The sequence below is a fragment of the Ruegeria sp. BC8 genome (assembly GCF_056535705.1).
On the sequence record NZ_JBQFIV010000001.1, the window covers coordinates 3,006,226 to 3,019,259 of the forward strand.

Here is a 13,034-nt window from a genome sequence, read left to right on the forward strand (position 1 = left end):
CCTTTTTAGGGTCTATTCCGCCGGCCCGAGGGTCAGGCGGATGGGCTCCAACCCGTCGATGCCGCCGGTCAGCACGTCTCCGGCCTCGACCGGGCCGACGCCGGCGGGCGTTCCGGTCAGGATCAGGTCGCCGGGCCGCAGGTGATAGAACCGGGACAGGTGCATGACGATCTCGTCGATCTTCCAAATCAGTTCGGACAGGGTGGCGTCCTGCCGGACCTCACCGTTCACGCTCAGATGGATGCGGATGTCATCGGTCGGCGCCCAATCGGCGGCGCGGGTCAGCGGCGCGAACACCGCGCCGTTTTCCACATCCTTGCCCAGATCCCAGGGGCGCTGCTTGTTGCGCTCGCGGATCTGCAGGTCGCGCCGGGTCATGTCCAGCGCGCAGCAATATCCGAACACGGCATCCCAAGCCTGCTGCGACGTCGCCTGAAACACCGGGCGGCCGATGGCCAGGGCCAGTTCCATTTCGTGGTGATAATTCTCGGTGCCCGGCGGGTAAGGCACGGTCTGGCCGGTCAGAATGGCATTCTGCGGGGACTTCGTGAAATAGAACGGCGCCTCGCGGTCGACCTCGTTTCCCATCTCGGCCGCATGGGCGGCATAGTTCCGTCCGACGCAAAAGATGCGCCCCACCGGATAGGTGTTGGCCTCTCCAACTACTGGTATCTGCACCACATCCGGCAGGGAAAACAGAGATTTGGCCATGTTGCATCCTTTCCTTCACGTTGCCGCGCAGACTAAAGGAGACACACCGCTGTTCAACCCGGCAAACACGCCGATTATTGCCGCCCCGTCTGTAAGTTTCGGCGCGAAGTTGCCAAGGCCGCGGACCTGGGCGCAAGCCAGTTTCATCCGCACAGACTATCCGGCTTTAATCTAGGGAAACTTGGAACCACCCTCTTTGAAAAACCGCACAGGCCGCGCATCATGAACGGAAATATCGGGCAGATATTCGAAGGCAGCGCAACAGGCCCACTGGCCGCGTCACTTTATTGCGACTTGGTTTCGCGGTCAGGTGCGCTAGGTTTTCTTTCAGGCGGTCGGCGCGCCCAGCCAATCAAGCTTTGTTCATCGGCGTGCCACCGTCACGAATACCAAGGAAAAATTACGGTTTCGGAGAACCGCCGCTCTGGCCTCATCCCCCTGGGTGCTTGGGCTGCGCTGTCGGGGTGCAATTTGGGCACCTCACATTCTCCGATTCAGGGCCGGAGCCCTTCAACACAGGGATTCTTCGGCCCCGGGCCAGGCAAATAACTTCAGACACCGTCTGGCCACCCCGCCGGAGTCGACCCCTAGTTTCTCCGGCGGGGTTCTCCGATCCGCACAGCCGGTGCGATTTTCTTTATTAGAGCCTGATTTTGGCCCGAACGGCCGCCACGGTCCCACCTCACAGCGCCATCGTCGTCCGGAATTTGATTGACCTGCCCGCCTGCATCGCCATCACTTGCCCGCGAAAGATGCGAAGGCGGAAGGCAGGGCAGATGAGATGGGATGAATTCTCGGAATGGGGCAAACGCATATCCGAGTGGACGCAGCATTATCACCAAACCGTCGGCCAGCACCCGGTGCGCGCCCGGACCGAGCCCGGCGAGGTGCTGAACGCGCTTCCCGCGACGGCGCCGGAGCAAGGCGAACCGATAGAAGGGATTTTTCAAGACTTCGAACGGATCGTGATGCCGGGCATCACCCACTGGCAGCATCCGCGCTTCTTCGCCTATTTCAACTCGAACGCCTCGGCGCCCTCGGTGCTGGCCGAGTTTCTGGCCAGCGCGATCGCGCCGCAATGCATGCTGTGGCAGACCTCGCCCGCGGCGACCGAGATGGAAACCCGGATGATGGACTGGCTGCGGCAGGCGCTGGACCTGCCCGAAGGCTTTGCCGGTGTGATCCAGGATTCAGCCTCATCGGCCACGCTGGCCGCCGTTCTGACCATGCGGGAAAAGGCGCTGAACTGGCAGGGCAACCGTCAGGGCCTGTTTGGGCAGACACCCTTGCGCGTCTATTGCTCGTCCGAGGTGCACACATCAATCGACCGCGCTATCTGGGTCGCCGGGATCGGGCAGGACAATCTGGTGCGCGTCCCGATCAAGGGTGACTGGCGCGGGATGGACCCCGCAGCGCTCGAGGCCGCGATCCAAGCCGATCTGGACGCCGGCCTTCACCCCGCGGGGGTGATCCTGTGCGTCGGCGGCACCGGGACCGGCGCGACCGATCCGGTGGATGAGTGTCTGAAAGTCGCGCAGAAATATGGGCTGTACACGCATGTGGATGCGGCCTGGGCCGGGTCGGCGATGATCTGCCCCGAATACCGCCACTATTGGCCGGGGATCGACCAGGCCGACAGCATCGTGTTCAACCCGCACAAATGGTTGGGGGTTCAGTTCGACTGCTGCGCGCATTTCCTGAAGAACCCCGACGATCTGGTGCAGACGCTGGCGATCAGCCCCGAATATCTGAAAACCCATGGTCAGGACGGGATCATCAACTACTCGGAATGGTCGGTGCCGCTGGGCCGCCGGTTCCGGGCGCTGAAACTGTGGTTCGTGATCCGCGCCTACGGGCTGGAAGGCTTGCGCGCGCGGCTGCGCAACCACGTCAACTGGTCGCGCGACCTGCATGATCGGCTGGCGGCCGAGCCGGATTTCCGGATCGCCACCCCGCCCATGTGGTCCCTGTGGACCTTCCGATATGAGCCACCCGGAGCCGCGGATCTGGACCACCTGAATCTGCGGCTGGTGAACGCCATCAACGATGACGGGCGCATCTATCTGACCCAGACCCGAGTCGATGGCGACATCGTCATCCGCTTTCAGGCTGGCCAGTTCGAAACCACCGAGGAGGACGTCCGGATGGCCTTTGACGTGATCACCGAAATCGCCCGCACCTTGCCCACACCCCCGCAGGAGGACCGCTGATGCCCGCCCCCAAAAACCCGTTCAAACAGGCTCTGACACAGGGCGAAATGCAGATCGGCTGCTGGATGAGCTTTGCCGAAGCCATCACCGCTGAAATCATGGGAACCGCCGGTTTCGACTGGCTGGTGATCGATGGCGAACATGCGCCGAATGACATCCGTTCGATCCGCGATCAGCTGATTGCGCTGGCCAACAGCCCCTCGCACCCGGTGGTGCGGCTGCCCATCGGCGAGACCTGGATGATCAAGACCGTGCTGGACGCCGGCGCCCAGACCATTCTGGTACCGATGGTCGAAAGCGCGGATCAGGCGCGCGAGCTGGTTCGGGCCTGCCAGTACCCGCCCAAAGGTGTGCGGGGTGTCGGGGCCGCCGCAACACGGGCGACAATGTACGGCACCACCCCCGATTACGTGGCCACGGCCGACCCCGAAATCTGTTTGCTGGTTCAGGTGGAAAACCTTGCGGGCATGGCCGCGCTGGACGACATCCTTCAGGTCGAGGGCGTGGATGGCGTTTTCATCGGCCCGGCCGATCTGTCCACCGACATGGGTTACAAAGGCGACAGCACGGTGCCGGAGGTGCGCACCGCCATCGCCGATGCTTTGAAGCGGATCCGGGCGGCAGGCAAGGCGCCGGGTATTCTGGGCACCAATGATGAAGCGGTTCAAGCGTATCGGGACATGGGCGCGCAGTTCCTGGCGGTCGGTATCGACGTCATGCTGCTGGCTCAGGCCGCCCGCGGGCTGGCCGCGAAATGGCGTTCCTGAGGGCGGCTCACCCCTGCATTGCGGCGGCGGCCTGCGCATAGCCGCCCGATGCACCATCGACGAAATGTACGTGATCGTCGCGCGTGGCGGCGGGCACGAAGCAGGTCATCATCGCCTCTTGCTGGGAATGGATGCCATATCTGATTTTGCCGCGTCCGCGCGCATCCTCAAGGGTCCGGGCGATGCGCGACAGGGTCTCGTCGTCGCAATCCAGCGTCATCTTCAACCCGTCATCAAATTTGCGGAAATCCGCATTTCGGCTGACCATGTTCTTGTAGTGGCCCGGCTCAAACTCGCCCAGTCGCTTGCCCGATTTGAACAGCAGCCAGATCAGCAAGTTCTGCACAAGCAACGCGGCCTTGCGCACGGCCAGATTGCGCCCAGCGCGCGAAACATGGGCATCCAGTGCAAGCCCCGGAGGTGGCCACTTGATCGGAGGGCCGCCGGCCGGCACGGGATGACCCGCGCGCTCCAGAGCCTCGGATGCGGACAGGACTGATTGCGCCAGATCAGCAAAGTCGCGTTCTGTCGCCTGCGCAGTGGGCTGGATGACAAGTGAAACGATCTGCCCATGCCGCGCAGGGCTGTTGGACCAGCGGCAGGACAGTCCCGTCAGGTCAGGCTTTGCGTCGGACCCGGCGGGCGGAACCTTGTACCGGCCAGCTTTCATCTGCGCCTCGGCCCAGGCCAGTCCGCCACCCGTGAACATAGCGTAATCCACCCCCGAGGACGGCGCATAGCGCGCCACCCGCAAGTCGAGCCCCTCCGCGCGCAGGTCGGACACAGGAACTAAAGCCGCACGCAGCGCGATGCCGAACTCGGTTTCCGCCCAACTGCGCAGCGCAGCCAAGGTGTCGCGCGCCACGTCGGCATCCTCCTTCGGGATGGCAAATCCGGCGCCGTCGCCACCAAAAACATAGGGAAAAACCCGCCCGCTCAGCGCGTTGATCATGCCTGAGATCACCGCCGCGCCCACCATGTTCACCGTCTTGTAGCGTCCACGCGCGATTTCGCCGGTCGAGTCCACGATATCGGCGACGCCCACGATCCAGTCATCCGGGACCGGGGTGAATTGTTCCGGATCCGACAGGGCAAGAAAGTCGCGTGCAATGGGTACGCGGTCATAGAATCCGATATCGGCGGTCTTCATTGTCCCTCCCGTTTGCTTGCCGCAATGATAGCGTAGTGCGGGGGCGTTTCCCGATACTGCAACATATCACACGCGCTTGTGCATGGCATCGGGACGTGCCAAGCATCCCACCAAGGCGGACGGCAGGGAGACCGACATGCAGGCAGGTTTGGTGATCTTGTGTCTGGCCTATGTCCTCAGCCAGTTCTTCCGCGCGTTCCTTGCGGTTCTGACCGCCGATCTGGCGCGAGACATCGGCGCCACGCCCGAGGATCTGGCCTGGGCCTCGGGTCTGTGGTTTCTGGTCTTTGCGGCGATGCAGATCCCGGTGGGCTGGGCGTTGGACCGGGTTGGCCCGCGGCAGACGGCGGCGGTTCTGCTGCTGATCGGCGGCGCGGGTGGGGCCGCGGTGTTCGCGCTGGCCGCGACGCCCCTGCATGTGGCGGTGGCGATGGCGTTGATCGGGGTCGGGTGTTCGCCGGTTCTGATGGCCTCGTATTTCATCTTTGCCCGCGAATACCCGCCCGCGAAGTTCGCTACCCTGGCCGCTGTTATGCTGGGCGTGGGGTCGGTCGGCAACCTCGTGGCCTCGTACCCCACGGCGCTGGCGGTCGAGCTGATGGGCTGGCGCGCGACTCTGGCTGGGCTGGCCGCGATCTCAGGCGCCGTGGCAGTGGGCATCTGGGTCACGGTCAAAGACCCCGCGCGGGTGGTGTCCGAGCAGAAAGGGTCGGTTCTGGACCTGCTGCGCGAACCTGCGCTGTGGGCGATTTTGCCGTTGATGCTGGTGGCCTATGCACCCTCGGCCGCGCTGCGTGGGTTGTGGGCCGGCCCCTATCTGCTGGACGTGTTCGGGCTGAGCGCCACCCAGATCGGGCAGGCTACGCTGGTCATGGGCGCCGCGATGATCGCGGGCACCTTTGCCTATGGCCCGCTGGACCGGCTGCTGAACACCCGCAAATGGGTGATCTTCGGCGGCAACGCGTCGGCGGTGCTGGCGCTGGGGCTGCTGGGGCTGTGGGTCGCCGATGCCGTCTGGCTGTCGGTTCTGCTGATGGCGCTGATCGGATTTCTGGGGGCCTCCTTCCCGGTGATCATGGCGCATGGGCGCGCCTTCATCCCGGCGCATCTGGTGGGGCGCGGCGTGACCCTACTGAACCTGTTCGGGATCGGCGGCGTGGGGCTGGCGCAGTTCGCCACCGGCCGCATCCATGCGGCGACGGTGGACATGGGGCCAACCGCACCCTACACAGCGATATTCGCCTTCTTTGCCGTCACGCTGACGATCGGCTGCGTGATCTACCTGTTCAGCCGTGACAGCATGGAGTGAGACCCGCAGGAGCGCGCGCCTTGAACGACCCCGTTGTTATTGCCCCAAACCTCAAACGCCGCCTGTCCGGCGTGACCGCCACGATCGCGCGGCTGGTGCCGTTGCAGGCGCAGTGGATCGACATCGCCGCCACCGGCCCGGGCCTGCCTTCGGACATCCCGCACATCCCGCTGGGCCGCCTGCCCTTTCTGTCGCGCAAGACGCTGCGGGTCTGGCACGCCCGCCGAAATACCGAGATGCTGCTGGGCCTGATCCTGCGCGACCTGTTGCGGCTGCGGCTGAAACTGCTGTTCACCAGCGCCTCGCAGCGGGCGCATACGGGCTATACCAAGTGGCTGATCGGCAAGATGGACGCGGTGGTGGCGACCTCGCGCAAGACAGCCGGATACCTCGAGCGCGACGCGCAGGTGATCATGCACGGCATCAACCTGCAAGATTTTACGCCACCCGCCGACAAGGCGGCGCTGCGGGCGCAGATGGGCCTGCCCGACGGGCTGCTGCTGGGCTGCTATGGCCGCATCCGCCACCAGAAAGGCACCGACGCCTTCGTCGATGCGATGATCGACCTGTGCGGGCAGGTCCCCGACGTACGTGGCATCGTCATGGGCCGCGCAACCGAGAAACACAGCGCTTTCCTGACCGAACTAAAGGACAAGGTGGCCCAAGCCGGCCTTTCCGACCGCATCCTGTTCAAGCCCGAGGTCACCGTGGACAAGATTGCCCAATGGTACCAGGTGCTGGATATGTTCATCGCCCCCCAACGCTGGGAGGGGTTCGGACTGACCCCCCTCGAAGCGATGGCCTGCGGTGTGCCGGTCGTGGCCACCGATGTGGGCGCATTCTCCGAGATCGTGACCGACCCGACGCTGGGTCGGGTGGTGCCTCCAGGCGACATTCCGGCGCTGGCCGCGGCCGCGGCCGAGATGCTGGCGGACCGTGATTCCCTGGCCCGCGCAGGCCGGGCCGCCCGCGCCCATGTGGAACGGAATTTCGACATCAACGGCGAGGCGCAGGCGCTTGTTGCGCTCTATCAGCAGCTGCTGAAGGCCTGAGTCGCCGCAAAACTGCGTCATTCGGTCAATTCCGCCGCGAAGACCCTTTTTTATTTTCTGCAACGCGGCTATGAACGCGCGTCCTTAATTCAGGAGACTAGACATGGGCTATCGCGTCGTTGTCGTCGGCGCCACAGGTAACGTGGGCCGCGAAATGCTGAACATCCTGGCTGAACGCCAGTTCCCCGTGGACGAAATTGCCGTTCTGGCAAGCCGTCGTTCGCTGGGCACCGAAGTCAGCTTTGGCGACAAGACACTCAAGACCCAGGATCTGGACACTTTCGATTTCACCGGCTGGGACATGGCGCTGTTCGCCGTGGGGTCCGCCGCGACCAAGGATTACGCCCCCAAAGCGGCAGCGGCCGGCTGCGTGGTGATCGACAACTCGTCGCTTTATCGCTACGACCCCGAGATCCCGCTGATCGTGCCCGAGTGCAACCCGCAGGCGATCCACGACTACAAGAACAAAAACATCATCGCCAACCCCAACTGCTCGACCGCGCAGATGGTAGTGGCGCTGAAGCCGCTGCATGACCGCGCCAAGATCAAGCGCGTCGTGGTCTCGACCTATCAGTCGGTGTCGGGCGCCGGCAAGGAAGGCATGGACGAGCTGTGGGATCAGACCAAGGCCGTCTACAACCCGATCAACGAGGTCGCCCCGAAGAAATTCCAGAAGCAGATCGCCTTCAACGTCATTCCGCATATCGACGTCTTCATGGAAGACGGCTCGACCAAGGAAGAGTGGAAGATGGTCGTCGAGACCAAGAAGATCGTCGACCCGTCGATCAAGGTCACCGCGACCTGTGTGCGGGTGCCGGTTTTTGTCGGACATTCGGAGTCGGTGAACATCGAGTTCGAGGAATTCCTGGACGAGGACGAGGCCCGCGACATCCTGCGCGAAGCTCCGGGCGTGATGGTGATCGACAAGCGCGAGGCCGGTGGCTATGTCACGCCGGTTGAATGCGTCGGCGATTTCGCCACCTTCATCAGCCGGATCCGTCAGGACTCAACCGTAGAAAACGGCCTGAACCTGTGGTGTGTCTCGGACAACCTGCGCAAAGGCGCGGCCCTGAATGCAGTGCAAATCGCCGAGCTGCTGGGCCGCGAGGTCCTGAAGAAGGGCTGATAGCCGGACCAGACTGAAATCTTAAAACCCCGCGGCATGGGCTGCGGGGTTTTCATTTTTTGGCAATGCGAGAAGGAAGGCGCGCCAGGCATCACCGCAGGTTCTGCCCAAGCAAAAGTAAATTCGCCAGGTGAATATCTATTATTCACATAATCAATTTTTCATATTTCACAGCTGCTGGTATTTTTCCGCCCATTGAAGGCGCCTTCGTTTCAATCTCAGCCGAGGGGAAACGAGCCATGATTGACCAAACAGAGCCTGACTTGTCGCAGGAACCGGGGTTCGACACCGCGCGATCCCACGTGCTCTGGAACCGCTGACTAGGCCCATGTTTTTCTGGCCTTCGGTGCTCGACGCCGCACTGCCAGACGGTTCGGGCCGGGTTGGGCAGCGTGGTTTGGATGCCCGCGTCAGAACACACCTTTTTTCGGCAAACCCAGTTTTCAGCGCCCCGTGCGGCTCATCGAATATTCAAAGGAGACCGTTATGACCAGATTGCCCATCTTTTTTCTGACCACCGCAGCCATATTTGCCGTTTTGGGCATGTTGTGGGGAATCCAGATGTCGGCCAGCCATGATCACACGCTGTCGCCAGCACATGGCCACCTGAACCTGATCGGGTTCGTTGCGCTGGCAGTGTTCGGATTCTACTACGCTCTGACCCCCGAGGCGGCGCGCAGCGGTCTGGCGAAACTCCACTATGGGCTGTCCGTGGCAACGGTTCTGGTGCTCGTTCCCGGGATCGTGCTGGCAATTACCGAAAGGGGCGAAACCCTTGCCCAGATCGGATCGCTTCTGGCGGTTCTGACCATGGTCCTGTTCGTGTTCATCCTGCTGCGTCACGGTTTCGGAGCGATAGACGCGGACAACCGCAGGCCGGTGGCCGGCAACCCCAACCCAGCCGAATGAACAAGACCGCCCCGCCTGCGCGAGGCGGGGCTTCGCTTCACGGAACGATCGTTTATCCCGGGGTGTACCAGATCGGCGATGTATAGGCCCGTTCGGTCGTGATCATCGGAACATAGTCCGGCATCTCGATCCCGAACCGTTTGGCCTCGTAGGCGGTCCAGCGGGGGGTCGGGATCTCGATCACACGGGCATAGTAGAACGCAGACAGGTTGGGATCGAAATCTGGATCCTGCCACGTGGTGATCAACTCACTTGCTCCGATGGTGTTGGTCCACGTGGCGTTCTCGACATCGACGGTGTTGCCGACTTCGGGCAGCTTGCCGTTCTCGTCCAGCTGGCGATCGCCGGCCCAGACGACGTTGTAGACTTTCTCCTGCAAGGCCCCGTCAGCATCGACCCAGCCCTTGACGATCTGAATGCGATCCAGGTTGCCGGAAATCGGGTCCTTCAATGCAAAAACAAGAAAGTTCGGAGCCCGCCCATCGGGAGACGCCTGCAGGTTGCCCCCCATCGGTACGCCTTTTTTGTAGCCGGCATCCGCAGGAACACGGCTTGCGGCATCCTCATCGTTGAAGTCATAGCCGCCGAAAAACCGAACCCCCATACGCGACCCCGTGGTCGCGTAGGTCTCCCTACGTTGCATCGCGTCAAAGATCGCCTCGCGGGTGTTTTCCGTCGCCCAGACCGCACCCAGTCCACCAGCGGCCTGTTTCCAGCCATAGATCGACAGCTCTGGATCGGGTGCTTCGATTACTAGGTGTTCCCAACGGTTCGGGCCGGGCTCGACCCCGGAGTGTTTGCCGAAAAAGTTGTCTTCCTGGGCCGTTGCCATACCGGTATGCGAATCCGTCGCGCCGACCATCCCGAACTTGAACGGGTTCACACCCAGCTCCTGTTCGATCTTGAGCCCACGCTTCAACGCCTCGCGCGCGTATTCACCGGCCAGCATCTCGGGTTGCTTCAACTCGGTTCCGTTCAGATTGGCCGCGTCCCATGTGTCGAAATCTGCGAACTCGTCATCGGGGCTGAGGAACGGATGCGCCTCACCGTCGCCCTTGATCTGCGTCGGTTCGTACAGCGGCTCGAACCGGGCGCGCAGGCTTGCGATCTCCTGGGTCAGTGCGGATCCATCATAGGCGTTCAGAGAGAACATCCGCCCGTTCGACAGGTTGCCGTTATGCGCGATGGCCAGGACCTCGCCGCCTGTCCTTTCCTCGTATTCGGCCAGAAAGGCCCACAGGTCCTCGGGGTTCTTGCTGTCATATTGCGAGAACGGGCGGGTCTGGTTAGCCCGGTCGCGCCCATCGCGGAACAGCACGTTCCGGTGCAGGTTGTTGGCGCCCTCGGTGGTGTATTCATAGCCGATGATGGCTGAAAAGACTCCCGGCTCGTTGAAGCTGTCGGCGAGGGCCGTGTACGCCTCCCACGCATGCTTGATGGCCTTCGGGTTGTCGATGGGCGGGACGTCATCCGACAACGAGGCGACGATCTCCATTGCCGTGTCAAACGCAAGCTGGCTGTCACCCGCCGTCAGCGCCTCGTACCAGGCCTTGCCCTGGGGTGTCGCCAGAACCTCGGCGTCTCCGGCCAGCAGTTGCGGCATCAGCCCGTACATCTCGGCATGGTCCGAGACGACCAGCCAATCGAGCGGACGGGACAGCTTGGCCCGAAGGCCGTGGGTTGTCGTGACCTCTTCGCCGCGGGCAAAGCGAAACGCCTGTTCCTGGGTCAGCCGGGTCATCGTGCCGGCATCAACCGAAACCGAAGTATGCAGATGCGAGTCTCCCCACAGCGGCCGTTGGGGAAAGTTCCGCCCCGCATAGGGAGAGAAATCATCAGGCGCCAACACGACGTCCGTGCTGTCCTGCTCGGTCTGGAACTCCTGCGCGGACACGGATGTGGCGGTCAGCGCGGCCAGACAGGCCAACGTCCACAAAGGACGTTGTGAAACGATTGCGAAAGACTTGGTCATGAAATCCCTCCCAGGTGTGTCATTTCCATTCGGTTGGTTCCGGAAATGACGGCAGCCTATCACGGATTTGGATATTCGAATAAAATTTACTATCGACACAACCCGGACCTCGCACTGCAGTAGTTCAGCGCGCAGGCGGCAGACCAATGCAGGGCTGAGGAATCACTCTCCGGTCGGGGCGCTCTGGGCCAGGTCGGCGTTCTGTTGAAACTGGCTGCAGGTACGGTCATTAGCAGGACCCACAGCACCAGTGTCGGCTGGCCCATTAGGTTCGTCCCCGAACAGGAACCATCCACCGGTGCGGCACCCAAGTTCGCGCGAACCTTCTTTCGAGAGATGGCGACCATCCCGATAGTATGCCGTCGAGCCGTAGCTGGCGCGGCACATGCCGTCAGCATCGCACAGTATCCGATCCAGCCAGACGACTTTGTGGCGGCCCTCGAGCTGGTGCAGCATCTCAGCAACCTCAAGAAGCTCCGGCTGTATGTCCGCGAACGAATAGTCGCACAGATCCGGGTCAGAAACGCTCGGCCCGCAGAACCTGGCAATCAGTGACGCTTACAACCCCGATATGGCGATCAAGTACGGGAAGGATCGCGCTCAGCAGCCCGTCCAAGCGATCGGGGCGAATGATGCAGATGACCTGGACCATCCCGCTGGCGCGGCTGACCTGGCCAGAACGGCTCCATTCACCCGATCGTCCCGATCCGCCGAGCACCGGCAGGATCGTGAACCCGGTCACACCTTGATCGACCAGAGCATCCGTCAGACGGGACTTCACGATGGCTTCGATGGTGATCTCGACCCGTTTGGCATCATGTGTCTGCATCGCTTTATCCTCCGGTAACGGCCCGGGCGACCGAGACGTAGATCGGCAGGCCCAGCGCCAGGTTGAATGGGAACGTGACGCCCAAAGACAGGGTCAGATAGATGGACGGGTTCGCCTCGGGCACGGCCACGCGCATCGCCGCCGGAACCGCGATGTACGAGGCGGAGGCGCCCAACACCATCAGCAACACCGCTCCGCCGGTGGACAGACCCAACAGGAGCGCGGCCACCAACCCGGCACCGGCCCCGATCAGGGGCATCAGCACGCCGAAGCCAAGCAGACCCATCGTGATCAGCCCGCGCCCGGCACGCAATCCGCGCCCGGCGACTATACCCATGTCCAGCAGGAACAGGCACAGAACCCCCTTGAACGGTGCGACCACGAAGCTGCTGATCTCGGCCAGACCGTCCTCGCCCGTGATCCAGCCGATTGCAAACGACCCGACCAGCAGAACGATCGAACCATTGAGGGCAATCTCGCGCCATAGATCCGAGTCCATCCGGCGGGCTCCGCCGCCGCGGGAGATCAGCCACAGAGCGGACAGGATCGCCGGCGCTTCCATCGCCGCCGCAACAGCCACCATGTAGCCCTCGTACACCAGGCCCTGACTTTCCAGAACCGACGTACCGGCCACGAATGTGACGATCGAGATTGAGCCGTAATGCGCTGCAACCGCGCCTGCGTTGACATGGTCAAGGTTGGTCAGCACGCGCAACAGGCCGAACGCCACCAGGGGCAGCAATGCGGACAGAATGACACCTGCAATGAGGGACAAGCCAAGCGTGGCGTCGATCCCGTGTGCGGCAACACTGACACCACCCTTGAAGCCGATCGCAAACAGCAGATAGATCGACATCGCCTTGGCGATGGCCTCGGGAATAGTCAGGTCAGATCGGGCCAATGCGGCTGACAGACCAAGCACAAAACTGAGAATGATCGGCGAGACCAGATTGTCGGCCGCCAAAGACAACAGGTTTTCCATACAGTCAACGCACCCTA

Annotated in this window: 12 protein-coding genes; 6 read left to right on the top strand and 6 right to left on the bottom strand. The window is 62.6% G+C overall.

From position 1 onward, the window contains the following. Positions 1–12: 12 nt before the first annotated feature. Positions 13–711 (bottom strand): fumarylacetoacetate hydrolase family protein, encoded by a 699-nt coding sequence (locus ACR3EK_RS15165; RefSeq protein WP_170405702.1) that lies wholly within the window; start codon positions 709–711, stop codon positions 13–15. Positions 712–1,487: 776 nt separating this feature from the next. Between ACR3EK_RS15165 and ACR3EK_RS15170 the strand changes: the two genes are divergently transcribed. Both ACR3EK_RS15170 and ACR3EK_RS15175 read left to right on the top strand, forming a co-directional pair. Continuing rightward, a complete protein-coding gene (locus ACR3EK_RS15170) occupies positions 1,488–2,921 on the top strand; it encodes a pyridoxal phosphate-dependent decarboxylase family protein (protein ID WP_480633808.1) in 1,434 nt (477 codons plus the stop codon). Then, positions 2,921–3,688: an HpcH/HpaI aldolase family protein gene (locus ACR3EK_RS15175; RefSeq protein ID WP_480633809.1), complete on the top strand. Its 768-nt coding sequence runs from the start codon at positions 2,921–2,923 to the stop codon at positions 3,686–3,688. Before ACR3EK_RS15170 ends, ACR3EK_RS15175 begins: the two co-directional genes overlap by 1 nt. A gap of 7 nt (positions 3,689–3,695) precedes the next feature. On the opposite strand, the gene ACR3EK_RS15180 is transcribed toward ACR3EK_RS15175, so the two are convergent. After that, positions 3,696–4,838, bottom strand: a complete 1,143-nt coding sequence (locus tag ACR3EK_RS15180) for a DUF3095 domain-containing protein (protein WP_480633810.1) — start codon at positions 4,836–4,838, stop codon at positions 3,696–3,698. 136 nt (positions 4,839–4,974) lie between these two features. Between ACR3EK_RS15180 and ACR3EK_RS15185 the strand changes: the two genes are divergently transcribed. The 4 genes from ACR3EK_RS15185 (at position 4,975) to ACR3EK_RS15200 (ending at position 9,234) form a co-directional block, all read left to right on the top strand. After that, positions 4,975–6,147 carry an MFS transporter gene (locus ACR3EK_RS15185; RefSeq protein ID WP_480634029.1) on the top strand — a complete coding sequence of 391 codons (1,173 nt, stop codon included), beginning with the start codon at positions 4,975–4,977 and terminating at the stop codon, positions 6,145–6,147. 20 nt (positions 6,148–6,167) lie between these two features. Further along, positions 6,168–7,199: a glycosyltransferase family 4 protein gene (locus ACR3EK_RS15190; RefSeq protein WP_480633811.1), complete on the top strand. Its 1,032-nt coding sequence runs from the start codon at positions 6,168–6,170 to the stop codon at positions 7,197–7,199. 103 nt (positions 7,200–7,302) lie between these two features. Further along, on the top strand, positions 7,303–8,325 hold the full coding sequence (locus tag ACR3EK_RS15195; RefSeq protein WP_170340798.1) for an aspartate-semialdehyde dehydrogenase: 1,023 nt from the start codon (positions 7,303–7,305) through the stop codon (positions 8,323–8,325). Between the two features lie 486 nt (positions 8,326–8,811). Next, the gene (locus ACR3EK_RS15200) at positions 8,812–9,234 is read left to right on the top strand and encodes a hypothetical protein (RefSeq protein WP_170440056.1); all 423 of its coding nucleotides are present in this window, start codon (positions 8,812–8,814) and stop codon (positions 9,232–9,234) included. Between the two features lie 52 nt (positions 9,235–9,286). Here the strand turns inward: ACR3EK_RS15200 and ACR3EK_RS15205 are convergent, their stop codons facing one another. From ACR3EK_RS15205 to ACR3EK_RS15220, 4 genes are all read right to left on the bottom strand, one after another. Next, on the bottom strand, positions 9,287–11,206 hold the full coding sequence (locus tag ACR3EK_RS15205) for a DUF3604 domain-containing protein (protein WP_170361200.1): 1,920 nt from the start codon (positions 11,204–11,206) through the stop codon (positions 9,287–9,289). Between the two features lie 162 nt (positions 11,207–11,368). Then, positions 11,369–11,758, bottom strand: a complete 390-nt coding sequence (locus ACR3EK_RS15210; RefSeq protein WP_480634030.1) for an SGNH hydrolase domain-containing protein — start codon at positions 11,756–11,758, stop codon at positions 11,369–11,371. Continuing rightward, positions 11,724–12,035: a P-II family nitrogen regulator gene (locus ACR3EK_RS15215; protein ID WP_093963956.1), complete on the bottom strand. Its 312-nt coding sequence runs from the start codon at positions 12,033–12,035 to the stop codon at positions 11,724–11,726. The genes ACR3EK_RS15210 and ACR3EK_RS15215 overlap by 35 nt, the downstream gene beginning before the upstream one ends. 4 nt (positions 12,036–12,039) lie before the next feature. Next, a complete protein-coding gene (locus ACR3EK_RS15220; protein WP_170361196.1) occupies positions 12,040–13,017 on the bottom strand; it encodes a sodium-dependent bicarbonate transport family permease in 978 nt (325 codons plus the stop codon). Positions 13,018–13,034: the final 17 nt, after the last annotated feature.